We start from the raw sequence: 22,785 nt of genomic DNA on the forward strand, positions 1-22,785 counted from the left end.
CGGATTGATGGATGCAAGGCGCTATGTTGCGGCGTGTCCTTCGAGGCTTCGGCCTATGGCCTCCGCACCTCAGGATGAGCAGCGTTGGAGGGTGCCGCGCCCAACTCATGTGGCGAGAAATGCTGCGCCGTCATTCCCCGCCTTCTGTCAGTGCATCCCGCACGATCGCGTAGTAGGAGGCAAGCTCGGGTATGTCAGCAGCCAGTTTGTCGAAGACCGCATCGGGTGGTGCCAGTCTCCCGGCATATTTCGCCTCGATAAACGCCTCATGCGCGGCAAGCGCTTGGGCGCCGGCCTTGTGCACCACCGTGAAGATGGGCGAGGGGACGGTGCGGCCTTTGACGATGATGCGGTCGAGTTCGACGACGGTGTAGTTGGCGGCCACCAGCCTTGCGGTTTCCTCGCCGAGCAGCAGCGCCACGCCGTAATTCTTCGAGGCGCCTTCTAGGCGCGAGGCGAGGTTGACGCTGTCGCCGAGGCAGGAATAGTCGAAGCGGCGGGTCGAGCCCATATTGCCGACGATGCATTCGCCGGTGTTGATGCCGACACCCATCTTCAGGACGTGCGGCTTGCGGCCGAGTGCGGCCGCCTCCCGCTCCAGCTGGCCGTTCAGCCGCGAGATCGCCGCCTGCATGGCGAGCGAGGCGCGCACGGCGTGGAGCGCGTGGTCGGGATCGTCGAGCGGTGCATTCCAGAAGGCCATAATGCAGTCGCCCATATATTTGTCGATCGTGCCACCGTGATCCATGACCACATCGGACAGCGGTGTCAGCAGCCGGTTGATCAGGCCGGTCAGCTGTTCCGGATCGTCCTTCAGCGTCTCGGCGATGGTGGTGAAGCCTCGTACGTCTGAGAACAGCACCGAGAGCGTGCGCCGTTCGCCGCCGAGCTTCAGCTGCGAGGGATCGTTCGACAGGCGCCTGACGAGATCGGGCGAAATATATTGGGCGAAGGCGCGAGTGATCTGGCGCTTGTTGCGGCGCTCCTCGGCAAAATCGAAGGCGGCCTGGCCGAAGGCGACCGCGATATAGGCGACCGTCGGCCCGAGCGGCGAAACGAAGACATGGCCAAGCCGGATGCCGGCGAAGCTGACGGCCACGAAGGCGAGGAGGGCGGCCGCGCTGGTGACGATCGTGAGCCATCCGGTCGAGCGCCAGACAGTGACGGCGGCCAGCAGCACGGCGATCAGGATGCAGGCGGCGACCGCCGGCAGGCGCGCTTCCGCGATCGACAGGCCGTAGCGGATATTGTCGTAAATCGTCGCCTGGATTTCGACGCCGGAGACGAGCTTGCCGGTGTGAACCGTATAGGGTGTCGCGAAGGCGTCGACGCCGCCCTTGTCGATTTCAGGCGCATTCTGCAGGCTGAGCCCGACGAGGACGACGCGGTCCTTGAAATAACCCGGCGGCAGCAGGTTCTCAGGGTCGAGCGCCTGGTAATAGGAGACCGTGGGGTAGCTGCGGGCCGGTCCGAAGGACTGGATCAGCCGGCCGGCCGGCAGGATCTCCGCCTCCTCCGCGCCCGAGGCCTTGGCCAGCATGGCGGCAAAGCCGTCCTCATAGCCCGGAATGCGGCGGAAGATGCCGTCGCCGCTGAGATCGATCGAGGCGATGCCGGTCACGGCACCCGCTTCGGTCAGCGCCGGCAGCGGCGTGGCGCGGATCAGCTGCGAGGCCTGGGGCGTCTCGATCAGCGTTTCGTCGCCGGCAAGCACGACGTCGGGACCGACGGCCTTGGCGATCGCCGCGTCATTGCCGGGGTTCGAGGGTTCGGCCATGATGATGTCGAGGCCGATAACGCGGGCGCCGGCTGCACGCAGCTGGCTGATGAGCTCGGCATGCAGGCTGCGCGGCCAGGGCCATTGCGCGTTGATATCGGCGAGCGAGGGCTCGTCGATGGCGACGATGACGGGTCCGCCCTCCGGCGGACGCGGATCGTCGAACGTCGAGAGATAGTCGAAGCTTCTGAGCTCCAGCAGCGACCAGGCGGGCAGGCGCGACAGCAGCGAGATGGCGATCAGCACGGTCAGCGACAGCACAAGCAGCCGGAGGCGGCGGCTTCCGGCCTGGCCGCCGTCCAGCCCGGCCTGCCGCGGCTTGTGCTCCGTCCGCATCAGAAGCGGACTTTGAGCGTGCCCTTGAAGGCGCGGCCCCAGCCGGGCACGCCGGGCGTGATCTCGAACTCTTCGTCGAGCAGATTATAGGCGGCAGCCTCGAGCTCGATGCGCTTGTCGAAGGGCTCCCAGACCAAGTGGGCGTCGAGGCTCCAATAGTCGTCGAGCTTGGTGCCGAGATCGTCGCCGTCGCGCTCGCCGATGTAATTTGCCGCCACCGTCGCCTTGACCTTGGCCTCGTTGACCCAGGTCAGCGCAATCTGGCCGGAATTCTTCGGGATATAGGGCAGGGAGCCACCGTAATTGAAGGTCCCCGGATCCTTGTTTTCCGAATCCATGTAGGCGTAGGTGGCCGAAAGGCCGAAACCGTTGCCGAGCGCAACATTGGCGGTGATGGCGGCGCGATCAAGGCTGCCGCGCGACAGCGGCAGACTATCCGAAGAGGGCAGCGAGATCAGCGGCAGGTCGATCGAGAAATCATGCAAGTCCTGGTGCTGATATTCGACCGAGGTGAAGAAGCGGTCGGTCCATTCGGCATCCCATTGCAACGCGACAGTATCAGTATAGCCGTCGATGCCGACCGCGAACTGGTTCGGCTGCAGGCCGAGAATGCCGATTGGGGCGAGGGTGGGAACGCCGGTATCGACGCTCTGGCGCATGAAAGCGGCGCGCAGCCAGTGGTTCTCGACGGGCGACCAAGCAAGGCCGACGCGCGGCTCGAGCCGGTTGACATCGATGCTGCCACCGCTCATCTGCGTGCCGAACAGCGCATATTCGGCCTTCAGATCAGGCGTGATCTCGTGCAGCACGTCGATGTAGGCGCGGGCGATGTCGACACGATTTTCGGCTTCAGTCGGGCCGAGAGTAACCCCCGGCAGGAGAACGGGAAAGATTTCTTCGAGATTGAAGTAGCTGCTGTTGCGAGCGTCGATCCAGCCGCCCTCGATGCCGTATCGGAAGGTCAACGGCCCGGTGCCGATGTTGTGGTTGAGGGCTGCGACATAGGTCTTCGAACTCAGATCCTCGATGGTTTGGCCGAAGGGGCGAATGTCGGTGCCTGGACCACCGAGGATCGGCACCCTCTCCCAGTCGAATTGCAGGTCTGTCGTCGTCTTCGTCCTTGCCGCGGAATAGAGCAGTGCGGCGTTCATTACGTTTTCGTAGCCGAATGTGTGGCTCCAGCCGATGCCGGCATTGGTTGTCGTACTGATATCGCGCCGGTTCAGGTAGAGCGGCAATTCGTCAGGTGCCGCGAGACCGCCGGGGCCGAAAATGGGTCGGAACAACCCGTCGTTCAAAAAAGTCGACAGCTGAGAGTTCTCGCTCAAAGTATCGAGGTTATAATCGCGTCGGCCGCTGTTGACATAAGCGACGACGCGATCGTCCGGCGTGATCGTCGCGGTGAGATAGCCGTTGCCGCCAAGGATTTTGTTGTCGGTGGAGAAGCCTCCGAAATCCGTATAGTTGCCGTCGTGGGCAATCTCCTCCCAGTTGAGGTTGGCATAGAAGCTGAGCGGGATCGTCTCGTTGGAATAGCCCTGGATATCGGCTTCGCCGATGCGTCTGGTATGGCCGTCGACGCTGTTGATGCCGCCGCCGAGCGAGCCTTCGATGAAGGGTACGTCGAACAGCGTAGCCGAGCGCGAACGGCCCGACAGCATGTGCGGAGAAAGCAGCAGACCCTGGATGAAAGACGAGTAGCTCGACGCGTTGCCACGGTTCTGGATGATATTGTCGTCGCTGAAGCTCGTCGCGTTGACGAAGGGAAAGATGCTGCCCTTGATCGACTGGTCGATATAACCGGCGCCTTTGAAGGGGTCGAAGGCGGCATCGCCGTAATAACGGCCCCAGGCATCAAGGCCCTGCAGGCGGAAGGCGTTGTTGAGCGTCGAACCGGCGCTCGCATTGGCGCCGAGGCCGCTGTAATTGCCGCCGCGAGCGCGCGAGCGGCGCAGGTATTCCTGCGCGTTGCGGATCGCGCCGTCGGCGTCGTAATCGTCGATATCGACAGCGGTGCGGAAGGCGGAAATGACGGGATCGTTCTTATCGAGCCGGTCGGCATTGTCGAGCGCCTGCTGCGAAGGAATGCGGTCGCCTTTTTCATAATGAGCGGCGGCGAGCATCAGCTGGGATTGCGAATGCGCCGGGTTGGCGGTGCTGGCGGCAAGCAGGTCTTGCAGCGCCTTGTCGCGTTCGCCGGTTTGCAGGTGATAGCGGCCCCGTGCGAGAAGGGCGATGTCGAATGACGGATCGAGCGCGATTGACGTGTCGATCTCGCGTTTGGCTTCCTTCATCCGCCCCTGGTCGAGATAGAGGATTGCCAGGTTGGCGTGCAGCAGCGGATCCTGCGGATCGAGGTCGATCGCCTTCTTGAAGGCCTTTTCCGCTTCGCCATTGGCATCGCGCGAGCTTTGCAGCAGGCCGAGCGAATTCAGCGTGCTTGACCCACCGGGGGCAAGCTCGATAGCGCGATTCAGGTCTGCAAGCGCGCCGTTGATGTCGCTCTCATACACCGCCTTGTAGCTCGCCCGGGCGGAGAGCGCCATCGGATGATCGGGATCGAGCGCCAGCGAGCGTTCTATCGCTTGCTTCATCTGCTCGCGGTCATCGGTGAGCTGGGCCAGCTCGGCGCGGACCGCCGGCAGGGTCGGATCGTCGGGATAGCGCTGTTCCGCCTTCCTGATGATCTCGATCGCTGCGCGCGGGTCTTTCAGGAAGCCTGTCGTATAGGCCTCCATGATTGCGCCATAGGGGCCGGTGGTGTTAACCGGCGGCTGTTCGGCATGGGCGGGATCGGCGAGCGAGCGGGCGAAATAGCCGCCATATTGCGCCATATTGCGGCGTGACGGGTCGAGATGCGGCAAAGCCTTCTGGAAGAGCCTGGCGGCGTCGCCGTAGCGCTTCTCCGAGCCGGCGATGGTGGCGTCGATCAGGTCGACGCGCGCCTGCTGGGCGACCGTCAGCTTGCGGCCGCGGATATTCTGCAAGGTTGCGGCCGCAGCCTGGCGGCCGTCGAAGGCGCTCTGCACTTCGGCAAGGTCCAACCAGTCCTCGGTCGTGCGCCGCTCCGGCGGCAGCGCCAGCAGGCGGCGGCGCTCGGTGGCCATACGGTCGGCCCGCAGCGGCGACGTCGGCATCAGATCGAAGCCGTCGCGCAGGTCGAGATAGAAGAGCATCTGTTCGCGGTCATCGGGATTAACGCTGATGATCTTGTGCGGCGCCTGGCCGATGGTGGCGACCGCCCCTTCGCCCTCGCTCACCTCGACGCTGCCCTGCGGGTTGGAGAGCGCCACGCGGCCTTCGAGCACGATCATCGAGGTTTTGGCGCCCTCGACGGTCATCGTCCAGTCGGTGCCGCGGATGGCGGCTGCGGCCGCGGGGGTCTCGACCGTCAGGCCCTGGCCGCCGCGCTGGGCGCGGGCCCAGATGGTGCCGGCCTGAAGCTCGAGCACCGTATCGCCGCTCGCGGCCATCTTCTTGACCTGCAGCGAGGAATTGCGGCCGAGTCGGACCTGGGTGTGATCGGAAAAGACGATGGCGAGCTGGCCGTTGGCATTGGTGCGCAGCACGTCGCCGGTCAGAAGATCCTGGTTGATGTCGACGCTGCGCCAGTCCGACACGTCGATGAAGCGGACCTCCTCGCCGGTCTTGCGGGCGATGACGGAGCCTGCGACCGGGGTTGCACGCTGCATGGGATCGGCCACCGCCGGCAGCCCGAAACCGGGCACGGCAAACGCCAGCGCCACCCCGATGCGACAGATGTTATTGGAATAACCCCGCATGACCTCGACCCCACACCCCGCTTCCCCTTTGTCTTTGCGGAGTGAAAAAGTCAAGCACGTTGCACACGTGTTCTTGCTTTCGTCGCAAAGTGTAATATCAGGGAAACACTTTAGGGGATGGAGTATTCAGGTGAGCGATTTCGAAAATGTCACGGAGGTTATGCTGAGCAGGCCGTCGAGCGGAGATGTCAGCACCGAGTATTTCGATCATATCAAGAAAATCAACGACATATTTTATGACCAGATCAAGATATCCGACCAGAAGGCCGCCTATATCTTTACTTTCATGCTCGCCTTTTTGGTCAGCTCCAGCGAGGTGAGGGCAGTCTTCAGCCTGGGCCGTTATATCGGGGGCGCGCCGGGAAGCATTCTGTTCTCGGGCCTGCTTGCCGCAGCCTCGGTCTTCTCCATCCTCTCAGCCATTCTCGTCGTGCTGCCCCGTCGTCTGGGCACGTCGACCTCGCTCTTCTGGGGCGCCTGGCCCAAGCACCGCGATCTGTTCTTCGAGGCGGCCTTGCGGCGCGACGAGCGCTATCTTTTCGATCAGTATCTCGAAAACGCCGAAATTCTTTCCTGCATCGCCCGCAGCAAATATCGCTGCGTCACCTTCGCCTTTCGCGGGTTGATGGTGAGCGTCATTGCCTATGTGCTGCTGTTGGCGGCAGGCTGAGCGCAAGCGAAGGCAAGAATGCGGGGCGCGCGCTGAGACGCGCGCCCCGCTCATTCAATCCTCGACTTCGATAACGAGCTCGATCTCGACCGGCATGCCGAGGGGCAGGCTGGCGACGCCGAGGACGACGCGGCCGGAGAGCTTTTCCTCGCCGAAGACCGCAAGCAGCAACTCGGACGCGCCGTCGGCGACCCTGGGGTGGTCGCGGAAATCGCCTTCGGTGGCGATATAGACGCCGAGCTTCACGACCCTCACGACGCTATCCAGCGAGCCGAGATAATCCCTGGCGGCGGAAAGCGCGCTCAGCGTCGCCGTCTCGGCTGCCTTGCGGCCGTCTTCCGATGTCAGCGCGCCGCCGAGACGGCCGATATAGCGGGGCTCGTGGCCGACAACCGGCAGCATGCCGCTGAAGAAGACCAGATTGCCTGTTCTCGTCGCCTCGACATAGGCCCCAAAGGGTGTCGGCGGCGGGGGAAGGGTGATGCCGAGTTCCTGCAGCCGCCGTTCCGCGCCGGCTGCCTGCGCTTTCTCATGGTTTACCATTTGCCCAGATGTGCGCCGCCATCGACGTGCAGCACCTCCCCGGTGACGCGCGGAGCTTCAGTGAGGAAGACCACCGCGTCGACGATTTCATCGACATTCGAAATGCCTGTCATCGGCGACAGCGTCCTCAGGAACTCCTTCGGATTGTCCTTGTGAAGGGGCGTGTCGACGACGCCGGGGGCGACCGTGTTGACGCGGATTCCCTCGCTTGCATACTCCATCGCAAGGTTCTTCGAAATCGCGTCGATGCCGCCCTTGGTCATCATCGCCACGGAAGCGGGCATGCCGGCGATCGGATGGTCGATCAGCGGCGTGGTGATGCTGACGACGCTGCCGCCCGTCTTCTGGGCGAGCATCTGCCTGATGACCCGCTGCGTCAGGTGCAGGAAACCTTCGAGATTGGTCGACGAGAGCTTACGGAAGTCGGTCATCGTGTAATCGACGAACGGCTTGGTGAAGAAGATGCCGGCATTGTTGACGAGCGCGTCGATCGAACCGAACCGGTCGATTGCGGTCTTGGCGACGCGGGCCGCTGTTTCGGGATCGCCGATGTCGCCGTCGACCAGCGCCAGCCTGTCGGAAGCCTGGAAGGCATCCGAAGCGCTGACCTGACGCGAGGTGGCAACAACGTTATAGCCGCGCTCGACGAAGGCGTTGACGAGCCCTGCTCCGATACCCTGGGAGGCGCCGGTGACGATGACAGTCCTTTGCTTGGTCATGTTGAACTCCATAATCTGGTTCGGGCAACGCGGGCCTGGCAAGGTGGGTCGCTCGAGATGGGGCCGCCGCGATCGCGCCGCCATCGGGTTGTTGGTTGTTTTCGCAAGGTGAATATGGCGAAAACCTCATTGCTCGATTAGATGGAAATATCTGGATTCTCTTTTGCATCAGTGCAAAAATGCCGACATGGCCGATCTCAACGACATCGCCGTCTTCGTGAAGGTGGCGCAATATGGCAGCTTCAGCCGCGCCGCCCATTCGCTCGGCATGCCTGTTTCGACCGTCAGTCGGAAGGTGACGTCGCTCGAAGAGCAGCTCGGCGTGACGCTGATCCAGCGCACGACCCGCAAGCTCAGCCTCACCGGGCAGGGCCGGGCCTATTACGACAGATGCAGCGAGCCGCTTGCTCATCTCATCGACGCCGAGCAGGCGCTGACTGAAACGCAGAGAAAGCCGGAAGGCCTGCTGAAGATCTCGGTGCCGGTCATCTTGGGCCAAGAGGTCTTCTACGAATTCATCTCCGATTTCCTAAAGGCCTATCCCGAGATCCAAGTCGATCTTTTCGTCACTAACCTGTTCCTCGATCTGGTCGCGGAGAATATCGATCTCGGCATCCGCTTCGGCGAACTCAAGGATTCCACCATCGTCGCGCAGCGGCTCGGCAAGAGCGTGCGCTATCTGGTCGCCGCGCCCGACTATCTCAGGGACAGGGCGCTTCCCACGAAGCCCGAAGATCTCAAGGACCATCGGTGCGTGCTCCTGAACGGGCGCAACGGCGAAGCGGAATGGCATCTCGTCAGCGGCCGCAAATCGGCCGACGTGCGCGTGTCGGGGCCGGCATCGAGCCGCGATTTCGATGCGGTCAGCGCCTTCACCTATCATGGCCACGGCATTGGTCTCCTGCCTTCGACCTATTGCGACGAGCAGATCCGAAGAGGCGCGCTCATCCGCCTGCTGCCGGACTGGTCGTCGCCTGAAATCTTCGTGCACGCCGTCTATCCCACGCGCCGCTTCCTGCCCCTGCGCCTGCAGGTCTTCCTCGACGCGCTGAAGGCATGGAAAAGTCCTTTGTGGCTGCCGTTGCATTGAGGGGTGCCATCACCGAAAATTGAAGCCCAACGCGCGGCGGCGCGTTCGGCGGCGGCCAAGCTGTGCTAGAGTCGCCCGGCTTGGGAATGGCGCGGGGATCTGCCGATGCTGACGTCACTTGCGGTGCTCATGGGTCTTTCCGGTGTCGTGCCGACGGCACAGGCTGCGGCAAACGAGGTCGACGTCACGCTGGTGCTTGCCGTCGACACCTCGCGGTCGATGGATTTCGAAGAGATCGGCATCCAGCGCGACGGTTATGTCGAGGCGCTGAAACACAAGGAATTCATCGATGCGGTGAAGGGCGGGCTCACCGGCCGCATCGCCATCAGTTACTTTGAATGGGCGGGCTATGTCGTCCAGGGTTCGGTGATCGACTGGCAGGTGATCGCGACGGAGCAGGATGCGATCGCCTTTGCCGACAAGCTCGACGCCCGGCCGATCGGCACGCAGCGGCGCACCTCGATCTCCACCGCGATTGCCCAGGGCGTCAGCATGATCATCGCCAGCCCCTTCCGGGGCAGGCGGGAAGTAATCGATGTCTCCGGCGACGGCCCGAACAATTCCGGCAATCCCGTCACGCCCGTCCGCGACAAGGCGGTGGCATCGGGCATGGTCATCAACGGCCTCGCCCTCATGCTGCGGCCTTCCGATGCGCCCGATGGGCTCGACAAATATTATGCCGACTGCGTCATCGGCGGCCCCGGCGCCTTCGTGCTGCCGGTCCGCAAGATCGAGGACTTCGCCGTCGCCGTGCGCCGCAAGCTGGTGATGGAGATCAGCGGCTTGTCTCTGCCGGCGACGGTGCAGCCGATCGCCGGCGCGGAGCCGGCAACGGACTGCTTGATCGGGGAGAAGCAGTGGCGGGATATGTTTGACCGGTGAGAGAGGCGGCAGGCGTTGCCGCCGCCTCGATGCGGAGGTTTACGCCGCGAGAGTGGCGCGCGTTTTGCCGATCATGAGGGCGGCGCGGGCCGCCTCGCGGCCCTTCTCGACGAAGTGCGCGCGGTAGATCTGCGTGTGATGCTCGGTTTCCTGGTAATTGTGCGGGGTCAGCGAAACCGACAGAACCGGAACGCCGGTATCCATGCCGGCGCGCATCAGGCCATCGACGACGGCCTGGGCGACGAATTCGTGACGGTAGATCCCGCCATCGACGACGAAGGCGGCGGCGATGACAGCGCCATAGCGCCCGGTCGCCGCAAGATCGCGCGACAGCAGCGGCATTTCGAATGCGCCGGGAACGTCGAACACGTCGATCTGCTCAGCTGGAATGAGCTGCTGGAAACCTTCGAGCGCACGATCGACGATATCGGCGTGCCAGCCGGCTTTGACGAAGGCATAACGGGTGGGTGTCATGGTAATCTCCTTTGGCGTACAGACACGTCACCCAAGGCGATCACGAGCGTTTACCGGCTGCCGGCGAGGGCAGCAGGAACGCACGTTCTCTTTCATCCGGACTATGACCGTCGGCCCAGGCATCTCACCTGATCTGCTGACCCTTCCCTAGAGAAGGCGCTCGCGGGCTCGCAATTGAAACTGCATACCGCCGGTAGGGACTTCCACCCCGCCCTGAGAACGGCGCGGACAATAGGGACAAGGCGGCGGGCTGGCAATAGGGGAATTGGTTTGGTGGGCGGGGTGGCTTCGAGGCTTCGCCTTTTCGGGCTGCGCGTCTCAGCATGAAGACGTTGGGGTATGCAAGGCTGATGAGGCTGGAAGTGGAGTGAGCACGCCTCTCCGACTTCACTCATCCCTGTGCTCGTCATCCAGTGCGCCCAAGTCCTTGGGCGCGAGTGACTCAGTCCTTTCAAGAGAGTTGTTCACGGCGCGGACGCGCCGTGGCTGGATTCCTGTGACAGGCACAGGAATGAGGGCCGAGAGGTGGGGCGCTCCTCAGAGGCATCGAAGGGCGAGGCTGACGCCGATGCTGGATAAATGCGAGGAGCCGCGACGCGCCACCGTCAAGCGAAGCCCTTGCTGCGCGCACGCCTGCGCCTACATGCTTCCATCAGCACACTCAATTCGAAATAGCATGACGCGCCGTCCCGCATGAGGCGGGGCTGGCCGTGACCATCATGGGAGGGAGGCATGCCAGAGTCTTTTGTCGTGCGCCGTGAGGCGCATATTGCGGCGCCGCCGGCTGCGGTGTTTGCGCTGATGACGGATCCGGAGAAGATTTTGCGATGGATGGGAACGGAGGCCGAGATCGAGCCGGAACCGGGCGGGCTCTATCTCGTCAACGTCACCGGCGCCCGCTTTGCGCGAGGCTCGTTTCGCGAGGTCGTGCCGGTGCATCGGCTTGCCTACAGCTTCGGATGGGATGGCAGCGAGGTCGTGCCGCCAGGCTCCAGCCTGGTCGAGATCGACCTGATCGAGCAGCCGAATGGGACGCTTCTGCGACTCACCCATAGCGGCCTGCCGAGCGAGGAGCAGTGCGCCGGCCATGCCGAGGGCTGGGAGCATTATCTGGGGCAACTCACCACGGTCGCCGCCGGGCGTGATCCGGGGCCGGATCCTTTTTACGGCAGGACATGAACGATTTTTCGCGGGCGTGGGGCGCTTCTCAAGCGCTTGGCGCCGCGGGAAAAACGGCCGGCCGGCGCTCCGACCGGCCGTCAAAAAGCAAGGTTTTTTCACCTGCAAACATGAATGCCCGGTTCATCTCCAGTTCAATTTGGCGGCCCTAAAGTGGGTACGGCTGGATGAAATGGAGTTTTCGATGAAGGCACTATCTATCGCGGCTGCCTTGCTCGCTGGCAGCCTTTCGATCGGCTCCGCGCAGGCGATGCCGATGGGGACAATCAATGTCGAGAGCAAGGTCACAAGCGACGTCACGAATGTCGACTACGCCTGCGGCCGCGGCTGGCACCTGACCCGCTGGGGCGAATGCCGCCGCAACTGGCGACGCCCGCCGCCGGTGGCTTTCTATGGTGGTCCACCCCGCTGGGGCTGGGAGCGCCGCCACCGCGACTGGGACGGCCCGCGCTGGCGCCATGAACGCCGCTGGGATCGCGAACGCCGCTGGCGGGACGACTACTAAAGCCTCGGCATGAGGCTGACGGAAGGCCGGCGCGATGTTCGCCCGGCCTTTTCTTTTGGAAACTGCAATTGCGCTCAGGTCAGATCCGGCTGACAAGCCAGTGCTTGCCGTCGATCAGCTCTTCGAGTTCGGCCGGATCCTTGACGCCGAACTCAAACCATTCGACGAGTTCCTTCGCCTTCAGACGGCTTTCGTCCGCCGTAAACTCGATTCCATAGCGCGCGCACCAACGCCGCAGGATCGACGTCAGCAACGTCATGTCGTTTCCGTCCAGCGGATCTTTCGGCCAGAATGTCGTGCCCATCGCAACCCCTCAATCGCGGATGATGACCCGACATTATAGTGGAATCAAAGCAGCGCAAGTTTAAAGTGTTATTTTTGCGTTTTCCACCGCAGTGACGGATTTTCGACACTGTTTTTGGCAAGAGCCGCCGGCGCGGAACCGTCCGCTTGCGGACGCCTCCGGGCGATGTCATCCTGAGTCATGGATCTGCCTTCCTCCCTTGCCTGGCTGGTTGACGAGGCCGCTGCCGCGCCCGGTCCCGAACGGTTCCTCGCCGAGCTCGGCCGCCGGCTGCTTTCCGATGGTCTGCCGCTTGCCGGCGGCGCGCTGACGCTTTCGGTACCGCATCCGATCATCGCGCGGCGCACCTGGCTCTGGCGGGCTGAGACCGGGGCCGTTATCGAGGCACTCGCTTTCGCTGCAGCCCCGCCCGTCGAGGCCGGCCGCGAGTGGCTGGCCGGGCTCGGGCCGGTATGGGAGCAGCAAATCGGCCCGTCACCGGACAGCCCGGTGCTTGGCTGGGCGGGCATCGGCAATGGAGCAGGGGTGGACGCTTTCGGCGCGGCCGAGGCGGACCGTCTGCGCGAGGTGGCGCGGTTTGTCGCAGCACCGCTTGCGGCACTCGCGGCGCGGGAAGCGCGGTCAGCCCTGCTCGAGGCCTATCTCGGCCGGCGCAGCGCGGCGCGGGTCCAGGCCGGGGCACTTGCCCGCGGCACCGGAGAAACGATCCGCGCGGCGCTTCTCTGCGCCGACCTGCGCGACTTTACCGCACTCTCCGAGGTGACGGAGCCGCACGCCATGATCGCAACGCTCGATGCCTGGTTCGACCGCGTCGCCGGCGCCGTGCACGCCTTCGGCGGCGAGGTGCTGAAATTCATCGGCGACGGCGTGCTGGCGATCTTCCCCGTCACGCCTGCGGCGGATATGGCGCAAGGGGACCGCGATGCGTGCGAGGCGGCGCTGCGGGCCGTCGCCGCCAGCCGCGCCGGCATGGCCCATCTCGAACAGGTTCGCCGGGGGCAGGGGCTGGCGCCGCTGCCTTTCGGCGCCGCGCTGCATTTCGGCGAAATCCTGTGGGGCAATATCGGTGCGGCCGACCGGCTGGATTTCACCGCCATCGGCCCTGCCGTCAATCTTGTCAGCCGGCTCGAGGGGCTCTGCAAGCCGCTCGGCCGCAGCGTGCTGATCTCCGGGGCGGTGGCGGCGAACACGACAACGGCGCTCGTGCCACTCGGAGAACACGCTTTGCGCGGCATCGCCAATCCTTGTGCGGTCTTTACCCTGCCTGGGGATTGACCTCAGCGCTGATGCTGCCGAAAGGCGCAGCAGATGCGGCGGTTATTCCCGGCCGTGGCGTTCTCCGCTTCGTGAAACTCAAGCAAGAATCATGATTGTGAAACTCCCCTTTTTTGGCTAAAGCCTGTGCCCACATCGAATGGGGGCAAACATGACTCGATATATGCGCAAATTTTTCTCCGTGCTGGGGACGTCTGCAATGCTGTTGGCCGGAGTCGCTCAGGCCGAGGACAAGAAGGTCTCGATCGTCGATGATCGCGGCGTGACCGTCGAAGTCCCGGCGCAGCCGAAGCGCGTTGCCTCGATTTCCTATTTCGCCGACGATGTCGCGCTTGCACTCGGCATCAAGCCGGTCGCCAGCACCTATATGACGGCAGGCCGCGAGCCGGAGTTCCTGCTTGGCCTGACCGCCGGGATGAAGCAGATCGGCCAGCGCGCCAAGCCCAATCTCGAGCTTCTCTCCGAAGCCAAGCCGGATCTGATCATCGCGATCCGTCGCTATACGGTCGGCAATGCGGCGCAGCTGCAGAACATCGCGCCTTACGTCGCCTATAATATGGAGCTGCTCGAAGAGAGCTACAGCGAAACCGCCGCCCTTTCCAAGCTGCTCGGCAAGCCCGAGCGCGGCGAGCAGCTGAACGCCGATTTCCGCAAGCATCTGGCGGAATTCGCCGCCAAGGCGCCGAAGGACAAGCATCCGCGCTTCCTGATCATGTGGGGCGGTGCGACACCTTTCGCCTTCCACACGGAAAATACCTCGGCCTCGATCGTCGCTGCGATCGGCGGCGACAATGTTCCCGGCCCGAAGACCCAGGGCGGCGAGTTCGGTATCGACCTCAGCCTCGAAACCATGCTGGAGAAGGACCCGGAGGTGATCTTCGTCTACGATTCCGGCCCGGATCGCCCGCATGAAGGCAATCCGATCTGGTCGCAGCTGTCGGCGGTCAAGAACAACAGGGTCTTCTATGTCGGGGATCAGTGGGTCGAGACCAATGGCCCGATCGCCCGCGAAATCGTGCTGCGCGAGGCCGCGCACTATCTCTATCCCGACACGTTCCCGGCCGTCGACGTCAAGGCGGAAGCCGCCAAGCTGATCCCGGCCGAACTGCAGAACTAAGCCGGGGACAAGACCGGCGATGAGCCCCCGGCAATCATTCCTGGCCATAGGGCTCATCGTCATCGCCGCCATCTTGGCGGCGATGTTCGGCTTGCTGATCGGCGCCAAGACGCTGTCGGCCGAGACCGCCATCCGCGTGCTCCTGGCGCCCGATGGCAAGATCGAATCCATTCTCGTCTGGACACTGCGGCTGCCGCGCAGCCTGACGGCTGCTGCCGGCGGCGCGGGGCTTGCCGTTTCCGGCTATGTGCTGCAGACGCTGACGCGCAATCCGCTGGCCGATCCCGGCATCACCGGCGTTACATCGGGGGCGGTCGCGCCGATCGTCTGCTGTTTCGTCTTCCTGCCCTCGATATCGCCGGCCTATTATCCCTTCATCGGCCTTGCCGGCGGGCTTGCGGCAGCCTCGGTGACGTTCTGGGTGTCGCATGGCGGGCAGGGGCGGCCGCTGCAGCTTGCGCTCGGCGGCGTCAGCGTCTCGCTCTTCCTGAGTGCGATCACCACCTATGTGCTGCTTTTGACCGGGCCGCAATCGGCATCGCTGCTCTTCTGGCTTGCCGGCGGCTTCCAGGGGCGCACCTGGTCGCATCTCTTCTACATGCTGCCCTGGACGATCGCCGGCGTCGCCGGCGCGCTGCTGCTGCGGCGCGTCATCGCAATGTTCATGCTGAGCGATCATGCGGCGGCCGGCATGGGCCTGCAGCTGGGCTTGTGGAAGCCGCTCATCCTCGTTCTCGCCGTCCTTCCGGTCGCCGGCGTCGCGCCGGTCGCCGGGCCGGTCGCCTTCGTGGGGCTGGCCGCTCCCCACATCGCCCGGCTGCTCAAGCCGCGCGGCACGGGATGGGAGATTGGGCTCAGCGCTGCTCTCGGCGCGCTGATCGTCACCGTCGCCGACGTTTTGGCGCGCAGCATCGCCATCCCGCGTGAGCTGCCGGTCGGCATTGTCACCGCGCTGCTTGGCGGGCCTGTTTTCATCTATCTCGTCCAGCGCGGGCGGCTGTGCCTTGCGGGTGAGGCACGATGAGCGTCCCGGCATCGACATCGGCCGCTTCGCCGGGCTTCGGCATGGCCGCTGTGCTGGCCATCTTGGCGGTCCTGTCGCTGGCGGCGGCGATCTTTCTCGGCGTTGCCGATATTCCGATGGCCGATGTCGCGGCCGTTCTGACCGGCAGCGGCTCGGCGGAAGCGCGGCTGATCATTCTCGATATCCGGCTGGCGCGCATCGCCACCGGCATTCTGGCCGGCATCCATTTTTCGCTGGCGGGATATCTGCTGCAGACCATCACCCGCAATCCGCTGGCCGATCCGTCGCTGATGGGCGTGTCGCAGGGGGCGACGTTGTCGGTGACGATCTTCCTGCTCTTCACCGTCTATATCTTCGAGCCGGGCTCGAACACGCTTGCCGAACTGCCGGTCGCATGGCTGCCGGCGGCGGGGCTTGCCGGCGGCCTGCTCGCCGGCGGCGTCATCTATCTCCTGGCTTTTCGCCTCGGCCTCAGCGCCCTGCGCATCACGCTCTGCGGCGTGGCGGTCGGCACGGTGCTGCATGCGGTGGCGATCGGCCTCATCGCCGGTTGGGGATCGGCCCGCATCGAGATCATTCTGGAATGGCTGTCGGGCAGCCTTTACGCCCGCAGCTGGGATCACGCGCTCTTCCTGCTGCCGTTTACCATCGTCGGGCTCGCCATGCTGCCGGTCATCTACCGGCCCTTGACGCTGCTGCAGTTCGATGCGTCCGTCGCACGCTCCTTCGGCCTCGGCTATAAGAGACAGTTCTCGGTCGTGCTGATCGTATCTTCTGCGCTTGCGGCGAGTGCGGTCGGCGCGGTCGGCCCTGTCGTCTTCATCGGTCTCGTCGTGCCGCATCTTGCCCGTTTCTTGGCGGGACGGAATTTCATGCTGGCGCTGGTGCTGACGATCGTGCTCGGCGCCGTCATCGTCACGCTCGGCGATCTCATCGGCCGGCTGCTCGGCCAAGCCGAGGAAATCCCGATCGGCGTCGTCACGGCCGTCTTCGGCGTGCCGCTCCTGCTCGCGCTGCTGCGCAAAACCATGTGAGGCCGAAATGCCATTGTCCTGTTCCGACCTCTCGGTGATGTACGGCCAGCGAAAGGCCCTTAACGGCTTCAGTCTTTCGCTCGAGAAGGGCGAGATCCGGGCGCTGATCGGCCCGAACGGCTCGGGCAAGAGCACGGCGTTGCATGCGCTGGCCGGGCTGATCCGGCCGGCCGGGGGCCGAGCGTCGCTCGGCGGCGTTGCCGTCGCCTCCATGTCGCGCCGCATGCTGGCGAAGAGGCTTGCCTTCCTGCCGCAGCAGCCGACCGCGCCTGATGAAATGACCGTCGCCCAGCTCGTGCGCCAGGGCCGCTATCCGCATGTCGGCCTGTTCCGCTCCTATGACAGCCGTGACGAAGACGCGATCGAATGGGCGCTCGAAAGCACCGGCCTGTCCGGGCTCGCCGACCGCAGCCTTCGGGAACTGTCCGGCGGCGAGCGGCAAAGGGCCTGGATATCGGCCGCTCTCGCTCAGGAAGCGGAGATCCTGCTGCTCGACGAGCCGACCTCCTTCCTCGATATCGGCTATCAGGTCGAGGTGCTCGACCTCGTGCATCGGCTGAGCCGGGAAAAGGGCGTGACCGTCGTCATGGCGATCCACGACATCAACCAGGCCGTCGCCGTCAGCGACCGCATCTCGCTGCTCGAAAAAGGCGAGCTCCGATTCGACGGCGCCCCGCGCGAGCTTGCCGAATGCGGGCTGATCCAGGAAATCTTCCGCGTCAGGGGCCGTTTCGTCCAGGTCGCGCCCGACAGTCCGCCGCATTTCGATGTCGAGCTGATGCGGCTTCAGCGAGCCGACACGAACTAGCGCTTCACCAGCCTGAAGACGATTTTCGTCTGGGTGTAGTAATTCAGCGCATCGGCGAAATCAGGCGTCCAGCCGTCGGCGACGAAGGGAATGAAGCCGTCATATGCGAGCTTGCGGGCGGAGACGTCGAAGCCCGCCTTTTCGAAGGCGCGGCCGTAATCGGTGATTGACCGGTCCTGGACGACGGTGTTGGTGCGGTTGGCGACGAGCTCGCGCCATTTCGGCCAGAGCGGGTTGTCCGTATGGCATCCGGTCACGGCATAGTAAACGCCGCCGGATTTCAGCGCCCGCCAGACGTCCGCGGCGTGGGCGTCGATATCGGGGACGAGATAAATGACCTCATGGCTGAGGGCGAGATCGAATTCTTCGCTCCAGCCGTCGAGCCTGCCGCCGACCTGATGCTGGATCGGCAGATTGCCTTTCAGCGTCTCGGCCTTGGCGATCGAAGTTTCGGCGATATCGATGCCGAGCGCCTTTCGGAAGGGGCGGATCGCATAGAGATGGCGCAGCAGGCCGCCCTGATTGCAGCCGAAATCGAGCACGCTCTTGGCTGTCAGATCCTGCTCGAGGATGAGGTCGATCAGGTGGCGCCAGATGGGCGCATGTCCATCGGCCATCCTGTCTTCGGCGTCGGGATCGATATACCACGTGCCGATGTTTTTCTGCGTTTCCTCAGCCATCCTCTTGCCCCTCGCATCATGCCGATCATGGTGACGGTCTTAGGATGCGTTGTCATGCTTGGCTAGATCGGAAGGCGGTTTTCGAGCGCCTTCCACAGCCGCCGAATATTTTGCAAAGAAAACTTTGCAAAGATATATTTGCGATTGTATACTTTTGGCATGAAACATCCGCTCCCCCAACCTGCCGCAGATACCCGCATCGTCAGCCGGGTCGTGCCCGAGCCGACCGCGCTGAAGGCGCTGGCCCATCCTGTCCGGCTGCGCATGCTCGGCATGCTCAGGATCGATGGGCCTGCCACGGCGACCCAGCTTGCCGCGCGGCTCGGCTTGAACAGCGGTGCGACGAGCTATCATCTGCGCCGGCTTGCCCAATACGGCTTCATCGAGGAGGCGCCGCATGCCTCGCGGCGCGACCGCTGGTGGCGCGCCAGCCACGAGCTGACCTCGGTGCCGCCGAGCGAAGCCAAAGGAGAGGCGCTCGATCTCGACATCGCCTTCAATCAGGCCGCACTCTCGCTACAGGTCGGCCAGATGCAGCAGGCGCTGGAGGAATATGCCGAGCTGCCGGCCGAATGGCGCAAGGCGACGGCCGGCGACGACATCATCATCATGATGACGGCGGCACAGGCCGAGGCCTTGACGAAACGGCTGCGTGACATCATCCTGGAGGCGATGCGGGCGGCCCCACCGCTCGGGGAGGCGGCGTCTCGGGAACCCGGCATGGTTCCATTCTACGTCATGCTCCATGCCTTTCCGTATCCGGGACGCCTTCCGCATCGCGAAGGGGAGGACACGCAGTGAGGAGGGGCAGGCCCTTCCTGGCGCTCGCCGCCGCCGAGACATTCTCGCTCTCCGGCACGCGACTTTCGACCATCGCCATTCCCTGGCTGGTGCTGAGCACGACGGGCAGTCCAGTGCTGACCGGCCTGACGGCGATGATGGAAATACTGCCCTATGTCATGGCCAAGGCGCTCGGCGGACCGCTGATCGACCGCGCCGGCGCCAAGCGCATCGCCATCATCTCAGACACCGCTTCGGTGCTTGTTGTCGCTCTGGTGCCGCTTCTCGACCTCTTCGGCCTGCTCGGCATGCCGGTGCTGCTGCCGCTCGTCTTTGCGATGGGCGTGCTGCGCGGTCCCTCCGATGCGGCCAAGCAGGCAATGGTTCCCGATATCGCGATGCTCGCCGGCGTGCCGCTTGAACGGGTGACCGGCGTTGCAAGCGCCATCGAGCGGCTGGCTTCGACGGCGGGTGCGGCCGGTGCCGGCGCCTTGATCGGGCTGATCGGCCCGGGGCAGGCGCTGCTCGTCAATGCCGCCACTTTCGCCGCCGCCGCGCTGATCGTTGCCGTGGGCATGCCCGGGACGCACCGCGCGCATGCGCCCGAAGCTCGACCGGCCGACCGGGCTTCCTATCTCGAGGATCTGCGCGAGGGCTGGCGCTTTCTGCGGGGCGATACCGTGCTCGTCAGCATCGTCGCCATGGTGGCGGTCACCAATCTCTTCGACCAGGCCTATCATGCCGTGCTGCTGCCGGTCTGGACACGGGATGCCGGGCATGGGCCCGAGCTGCTCGGGGCGATGTTTGCCGCCTTCGCCGGCGCCTCGATCGCGGGTGCTGCGATTGCCGCGGCGATCGGCGAGCGCATGCCGCGCCTCACGGTCTATACCGTGGCCTTCCTCCTGACCGGCTTTCCGCGCTTTCTCGTTCCCGCGCTGGATGCGCCCATCGGCCTCGTCTTTGCGACGCTCGCCATCGCAGGCTTCGCGTCGGGCTTCCTCAACCCGATCCTGTCGGCGGTCATATTCGAGCGCATCCCCAAGCCGCTGACCGGCCGGGTCACCGCACTGAATACCGCCCTCTGCTTCGCCCTCATCCCCTTCGGCGGCCTCCTCGGCGGCGCGCTGATCAGCACGCTCGGCCTTGCCGCTGCACTATTCCTGATGGGGATTGCCTATCTCGCGACCACGCTTGCGCCGCTGGCACTGAAGAGTTTTCACGGGTTTGACGGGGAGATCGCTGCGCTCACTGATGCCCGAGCTCCTTGGTCATCAAATCGATGAAGCGGCGCACCCGCGGTTCCAGCAGGCGCTTGTCGGGATAGAGTGTGACGATCTTGGCGTCGTCGGTTTCGAGCTCCGGCAGCACGTGGCGGAGGCGGCCGGCGACGAGATCGTCTGCGACCAGAAAGTCGGGTAGCAGAGCTATGCCGAGGCCTGCTACGGCAGCGTCGCGGATGGCCTCGTCGCTGTCGAGCCTCAGGCGGCTGCGGCCCTGCGCCTTGACCCAGGCTCCGCCTTCGCCGCGAAAGCGCCAGCCTTGCCGTTGATCGCGGCTGGAAAAGATCAGGCAATCATGGGCGGCGAGATCGTCAATGTCGCGCGGTTCGCCACGGTCGGCGAGATAGGATGGCGAGGCGCAGAGCCGCGCCCTGTCGGCGGCGATCACCCGCGAAACCAGCCGGGTGTCGGATGCCGACGGCATCGTGCCGATCCGGATCGCCAGATCGAAACCTTCTTCGAGGATGTCGGCCTTGCGATCGGTGAAGTTCACTTCGACCTGGATGTCGGGCCAGGCCAGAAGATATTTTTCGACGATGGGCAGCACGACGAGTCGCCCGAAGGCATCGGGAACGGTGAGCCTGAGAACACCCCGCGGCGCGGCGCTCTGACCCGCCACGCTCGCCTCCGCTTCGTCGACCGAAGCGAGGACTTCTAGACCATGTTGATAGAATACCCGGCCTTCGTCGGTCAGGCTCAGCCTTCTCGTGGTGCGGTTGAGCAGGCGCGTGCCGAGGCGGTCTTCCAGGCGGATGACAGCCTTTCCCGCTGCCGATCGGGACAGGCCCATGGCCTGGCCGCCGGCAATGAAGCTTCCGGCATCGACGACGGCCATGAAGATCAGGATATCGTTGAGGTTCGTACGCGGCATGGGGCAACTCGAGCGGTTCGGGCTACGGCCTTAATTCGGTCGTGCTGCGGCCGATTCAAGGTTCGCACCATCAACGTCCGGCGCGGCAGTAAGGTCCCGAGGCTTCGTTCACGCGGCGGTGGGATGGCAAATGCGCTCTCCTGCACGCCCGCGATGGGTATGTGGGGTGCAGGTTAAGAGAGGGCGGGCCGTGTAGCACCCCCCTCTGCCCTGCCGGGCATCTCCCCCACAAGGGGGGAGATCGGCAAGCGGCACAAACTTCGCGCCCGTCTATCGTTTCGCCGAGCTGTGACGCCAGTTGTTTGGGGAAACCATCGCGCCCAGCCGATCTCCCAACCTGTGGGGGTCCGAAGGACGGGCGAGACCCGCGGCTCGCCCCGGGCCCGGCAGGGCAGAGGGGGGTGCCGCACGGCACGCCCTCTCGTCATCACCTGTATGGCCCGCGTCCAAGACCCTGCTCGTCGATCAAGCCATCACAGCAGCCGTAACCTCACCGCCAGCCGAGCGCCGGCGCGACGTGGGTCAGGATCGCTTCGATGACATGGGCGTTGTAGGCAACGCCGAGCTGGTTGGGGACGGTGAGCAGCAGCGTGTCGGCTTCGGCGATCGCCTCGTCTTCGGCGAGCTGCTTGATCAGCAGATCGGGCTCGGCGGCGTAGCTGCGGCCGAAGATCGCCCGGGTCTTCTCGTCGATGAAGCCGATCTTGTCGCCTTCGTCGCCGCCATAGCCGAAATAGGCGCGGTCGCGCTCATCGACCAGCGCGAAGATGCTGCGGCTGACCGAGACGCGCGGCTGGCGGGCGTGGCCGGCGGCCTTCCAGGCCTCGCGGTAAGCGCGAATCTGATCTGCCTGCTGGACGTGGAACGGCTCTCCCGTCTCGTCATCCTTCAGCGTCGAGCTCTGCAGGTTCATGCCGAGCTTTGCCGCCCAGACGGCGGTGGCGTTGGAGCTGGCGCCCCACCAGATCCGCTCGCGCAGCCCCTCCGAATGTGGCTCGAGACGCAGAAGACCGGGCGGGTTCGGAAACATCGGCCGCGGGTTCGGCTTGGCAAAACCTTCGCCGCGCAGCACCTCAAGGAAGACCTCCGCGTGGCGCCGCGCCATCTCGGCCTCGTCCTGACCTTGCTGCGGGGCATAGCCGAAATGGCGCCAGCCATCGATCACCTGCTCGGGCGAGCCGCGGCTGATGCCGAGCTGCAGCCGGCCGTCGGCGATCAGGTCGGCGGCACCGGCATCCTCGGCCATATAGAGCGGGTTCTCGTAGCGCATGTCGATGACGGCCGTGCCGATCTCAATCCGGCTGGTTTTAGCACCAACGGCGGCCAGCAGCGGGAAGGGCGAGGCCAGCTGCCGGGCGAAGTGGTGCACGCGAAAATAGGCGCCGTCGGCACCGAGCTCTTCAGCGGCGACCGCGAGATCGATCGACTGCAGCAGCGCGTCGCCCGCCGAGCGCGTCTGCGATTGCGGCGAGGGCGTCCAGTGCCCGAACGAAAGGAATCCGATCTTCTTCATGCTGATACCGCACCTTGATCCGTTGTGTCTGGGGTCGACAGGTCATGGCACAGTTTCGGGTTGCATGACAATCGGAACTGGGTGCGCGCATCGGCGCTGCCATATGCCTGTTGCCGAGCCTTCCCTCGGTCTCTCTCCGGTT

At 64.5% G+C, this 22,785-nt stretch carries 21 protein-coding genes and 1 riboswitch; of the genes, 12 read left to right on the forward strand and 9 right to left on the reverse strand.

From position 1 onward, the window contains the following. Positions 1–130 precede the first annotated feature (130 nt). Positions 131–2,113, reverse strand: a complete 1,983-nt coding sequence (locus MHI61_RS09935; RefSeq protein ID WP_239791863.1) for an adenylate/guanylate cyclase domain-containing protein — start codon at positions 2,111–2,113, stop codon at positions 131–133. Next, on the reverse strand, positions 2,113–5,895 hold the full coding sequence (locus MHI61_RS09940) for a FecR domain-containing protein (RefSeq protein WP_239791864.1): 3,783 nt from the start codon (positions 5,893–5,895) through the stop codon (positions 2,113–2,115). Before MHI61_RS09940 ends, MHI61_RS09935 begins: the two co-directional genes overlap by 1 nt. Positions 5,896–6,025: 130 nt before the next feature. Here MHI61_RS09940 and MHI61_RS09945 point away from each other — a divergent pair, with 130 nt between their 5' ends. Next, positions 6,026–6,565 (forward strand): Pycsar system effector family protein, encoded by a 540-nt coding sequence (locus MHI61_RS09945; RefSeq protein ID WP_097578919.1) that lies wholly within the window; start codon positions 6,026–6,028, stop codon positions 6,563–6,565. A gap of 54 nt (positions 6,566–6,619) precedes the next feature. Here MHI61_RS09945 and MHI61_RS09950 read toward each other — a convergent pair whose 3' ends face one another. Next, positions 6,620–7,108 (reverse strand): RidA family protein, encoded by a 489-nt coding sequence (locus MHI61_RS09950; RefSeq protein ID WP_239791865.1) that lies wholly within the window; start codon positions 7,106–7,108, stop codon positions 6,620–6,622. Further along, positions 7,102–7,827 (reverse strand): SDR family oxidoreductase, encoded by a 726-nt coding sequence (locus MHI61_RS09955; RefSeq protein WP_010029620.1) that lies wholly within the window; start codon positions 7,825–7,827, stop codon positions 7,102–7,104. The genes MHI61_RS09950 and MHI61_RS09955 overlap by 7 nt, the downstream gene beginning before the upstream one ends. A gap of 187 nt (positions 7,828–8,014) precedes the next feature. Here MHI61_RS09955 and MHI61_RS09960 point away from each other — a divergent pair, with 187 nt between their 5' ends. Together MHI61_RS09960 and MHI61_RS09965 are read left to right on the forward strand one after the other, a co-directional pair. Next, a complete protein-coding gene (locus MHI61_RS09960) occupies positions 8,015–8,917 on the forward strand; it encodes a LysR family transcriptional regulator (RefSeq protein WP_239791866.1) in 903 nt (300 codons plus the stop codon). 105 nt (positions 8,918–9,022) lie between these two features. After that, entirely contained in the window at positions 9,023–9,799 is a 777-nt protein-coding gene (locus tag MHI61_RS09965; protein WP_239791867.1) for a DUF1194 domain-containing protein, read from the forward strand. Positions 9,800–9,838: 39 nt separating this feature from the next. Here the strand turns inward: MHI61_RS09965 and MHI61_RS09970 are convergent, their stop codons facing one another. Beyond that, positions 9,839–10,273 (reverse strand): 6,7-dimethyl-8-ribityllumazine synthase, encoded by a 435-nt coding sequence (locus MHI61_RS09970; RefSeq protein WP_239791868.1) that lies wholly within the window; start codon positions 10,271–10,273, stop codon positions 9,839–9,841. An 80-nt stretch (positions 10,274–10,353) separates the two neighbouring features. Continuing rightward, positions 10,354–10,498, reverse strand: a riboswitch (FMN riboswitch). 507 nt (positions 10,499–11,005) lie between these two features. On the opposite strand from MHI61_RS09970, the gene MHI61_RS09975 reads away from it, so the two are divergent. Together MHI61_RS09975 and MHI61_RS09980 are read left to right on the forward strand one after the other, a co-directional pair. Then, positions 11,006–11,452 carry an SRPBCC family protein gene (locus MHI61_RS09975; protein ID WP_239791869.1) on the forward strand — a complete coding sequence of 149 codons (447 nt, stop codon included), beginning with the start codon at positions 11,006–11,008 and terminating at the stop codon, positions 11,450–11,452. A gap of 184 nt (positions 11,453–11,636) precedes the next feature. Continuing rightward, complete coding sequence (locus tag MHI61_RS09980) at positions 11,637–11,957, forward strand: hypothetical protein (protein ID WP_239791870.1); 321 nt, start codon at positions 11,637–11,639, stop codon at positions 11,955–11,957. Between the two features lie 79 nt (positions 11,958–12,036). Here MHI61_RS09980 and MHI61_RS09985 read toward each other — a convergent pair whose 3' ends face one another. After that, the gene (locus tag MHI61_RS09985; RefSeq protein WP_010004126.1) at positions 12,037–12,261 is read right to left on the reverse strand and encodes a hypothetical protein; all 225 of its coding nucleotides are present in this window, start codon (positions 12,259–12,261) and stop codon (positions 12,037–12,039) included. Positions 12,262–12,441: 180 nt separating this feature from the next. Between MHI61_RS09985 and MHI61_RS09990 the strand changes: the two genes are divergently transcribed. The 5 genes from MHI61_RS09990 to MHI61_RS10010 all read left to right on the forward strand — a co-directional run bounded on the left by MHI61_RS09990 (position 12,442) and on the right by MHI61_RS10010 (position 17,519). Then, entirely contained in the window at positions 12,442–13,536 is a 1,095-nt protein-coding gene (locus MHI61_RS09990; protein ID WP_239791871.1) for an adenylate/guanylate cyclase domain-containing protein, read from the forward strand. A 151-nt stretch (positions 13,537–13,687) separates the two neighbouring features. Then, a complete protein-coding gene (locus tag MHI61_RS09995) occupies positions 13,688–14,653 on the forward strand; it encodes an ABC transporter substrate-binding protein (protein WP_239791872.1) in 966 nt (321 codons plus the stop codon). Between the two features lie 19 nt (positions 14,654–14,672). Next, entirely contained in the window at positions 14,673–15,677 is a 1,005-nt protein-coding gene (locus MHI61_RS10000) for an iron ABC transporter permease (protein WP_239791873.1), read from the forward strand. A gap of 41 nt (positions 15,678–15,718) precedes the next feature. Then, on the forward strand, positions 15,719–16,711 hold the full coding sequence (locus MHI61_RS10005; RefSeq protein ID WP_239792820.1) for an iron ABC transporter permease: 993 nt from the start codon (positions 15,719–15,721) through the stop codon (positions 16,709–16,711). Positions 16,712–16,718: 7 nt separating this feature from the next. Then, a complete protein-coding gene (locus tag MHI61_RS10010) occupies positions 16,719–17,519 on the forward strand; it encodes an ABC transporter ATP-binding protein (protein WP_239791874.1) in 801 nt (266 codons plus the stop codon). On the opposite strand, the gene MHI61_RS10015 is transcribed toward MHI61_RS10010, so the two are convergent. Continuing rightward, complete coding sequence (locus tag MHI61_RS10015) at positions 17,516–18,199, reverse strand: class I SAM-dependent methyltransferase (protein ID WP_239791875.1); 684 nt, start codon at positions 18,197–18,199, stop codon at positions 17,516–17,518. The genes MHI61_RS10010 and MHI61_RS10015 overlap by 4 nt on opposite strands. Positions 18,200–18,358: 159 nt before the next feature. Between MHI61_RS10015 and MHI61_RS10020 the strand changes: the two genes are divergently transcribed. Next, positions 18,359–19,000, forward strand: a complete 642-nt coding sequence (locus MHI61_RS10020; protein ID WP_239791876.1) for a helix-turn-helix domain-containing protein — start codon at positions 18,359–18,361, stop codon at positions 18,998–19,000. Next, on the forward strand, positions 18,997–20,262 hold the full coding sequence (locus tag MHI61_RS10025) for an MFS transporter (protein ID WP_239791877.1): 1,266 nt from the start codon (positions 18,997–18,999) through the stop codon (positions 20,260–20,262). The genes MHI61_RS10020 and MHI61_RS10025 overlap by 4 nt, the downstream gene beginning before the upstream one ends. On the opposite strand, the gene MHI61_RS10030 is transcribed toward MHI61_RS10025, so the two are convergent. Together MHI61_RS10030 and MHI61_RS10035 are read right to left on the reverse strand one after the other, a co-directional pair. Continuing rightward, entirely contained in the window at positions 20,225–21,130 is a 906-nt protein-coding gene (locus tag MHI61_RS10030) for a LysR family transcriptional regulator (RefSeq protein ID WP_239791878.1), read from the reverse strand. The two genes, MHI61_RS10025 and MHI61_RS10030, sit on opposite strands and share 38 nt — an antisense overlap. 490 nt (positions 21,131–21,620) lie before the next feature. After that, positions 21,621–22,643 carry an LLM class flavin-dependent oxidoreductase gene (locus MHI61_RS10035; RefSeq protein ID WP_239791879.1) on the reverse strand — a complete coding sequence of 341 codons (1,023 nt, stop codon included), beginning with the start codon at positions 22,641–22,643 and terminating at the stop codon, positions 21,621–21,623. Between the last annotated feature and the right edge of the window lie 142 nt (positions 22,644–22,785).

The organism is Rhizobium sp. K102, assembly GCF_022385315.1.
Classification (GTDB): Bacteria; Pseudomonadota; Alphaproteobacteria; order Rhizobiales; family Rhizobiaceae; genus Rhizobium; species Rhizobium croatiense.

Coding starts and splice junctions, on each gene's coding strand:
- MHI61_RS09935 (WP_239791863.1), bottom strand. CDS start 2,113: ATGCGGACGGAGCACAAGCCGCGGCAGGCCGGGCTGGACGGCGGCCAG.
- MHI61_RS09940 (WP_239791864.1), bottom strand. CDS start 5,895: ATGCGGGGTTATTCCAATAACATCTGTCGCATCGGGGTGGCGCTGGCG.
- MHI61_RS09950 (WP_239791865.1), bottom strand. CDS start 7,108: ATGGTAAACCATGAGAAAGCGCAGGCAGCCGGCGCGGAACGGCGGCTG.
- MHI61_RS09955 (WP_010029620.1), bottom strand. CDS start 7,827: ATGACCAAGCAAAGGACTGTCATCGTCACCGGCGCCTCCCAGGGTATC.
- MHI61_RS09960 (WP_239791866.1), top strand. CDS start 8,015: ATGGCCGATCTCAACGACATCGCCGTCTTCGTGAAGGTGGCGCAATAT.
- MHI61_RS09965 (WP_239791867.1), top strand. CDS start 9,023: ATGCTGACGTCACTTGCGGTGCTCATGGGTCTTTCCGGTGTCGTGCCG.
- MHI61_RS09970 (WP_239791868.1), bottom strand. CDS start 10,273: ATGACACCCACCCGTTATGCCTTCGTCAAAGCCGGCTGGCACGCCGAT.
- MHI61_RS09975 (WP_239791869.1), top strand. CDS start 11,006: ATGCCAGAGTCTTTTGTCGTGCGCCGTGAGGCGCATATTGCGGCGCCG.
- MHI61_RS09980 (WP_239791870.1), top strand. CDS start 11,637: ATGAAGGCACTATCTATCGCGGCTGCCTTGCTCGCTGGCAGCCTTTCG.
- MHI61_RS09985 (WP_010004126.1), bottom strand. CDS start 12,261: ATGGGCACGACATTCTGGCCGAAAGATCCGCTGGACGGAAACGACATG.
- MHI61_RS09990 (WP_239791871.1), top strand. CDS start 12,442: ATGGATCTGCCTTCCTCCCTTGCCTGGCTGGTTGACGAGGCCGCTGCC.
- MHI61_RS09995 (WP_239791872.1), top strand. CDS start 13,688: ATGACTCGATATATGCGCAAATTTTTCTCCGTGCTGGGGACGTCTGCA.
- MHI61_RS10000 (WP_239791873.1), top strand. CDS start 14,673: ATGAGCCCCCGGCAATCATTCCTGGCCATAGGGCTCATCGTCATCGCC.
- MHI61_RS10005 (WP_239792820.1), top strand. CDS start 15,719: ATGGCCGCTGTGCTGGCCATCTTGGCGGTCCTGTCGCTGGCGGCGGCG.
- MHI61_RS10010 (WP_239791874.1), top strand. CDS start 16,719: ATGCCATTGTCCTGTTCCGACCTCTCGGTGATGTACGGCCAGCGAAAG.
- MHI61_RS10015 (WP_239791875.1), bottom strand. CDS start 18,199: ATGGCTGAGGAAACGCAGAAAAACATCGGCACGTGGTATATCGATCCC.
- MHI61_RS10020 (WP_239791876.1), top strand. CDS start 18,359: ATGAAACATCCGCTCCCCCAACCTGCCGCAGATACCCGCATCGTCAGC.
- MHI61_RS10030 (WP_239791878.1), bottom strand. CDS start 21,130: ATGCCGCGTACGAACCTCAACGATATCCTGATCTTCATGGCCGTCGTC.
- MHI61_RS10035 (WP_239791879.1), bottom strand. CDS start 22,643: ATGAAGAAGATCGGATTCCTTTCGTTCGGGCACTGGACGCCCTCGCCG.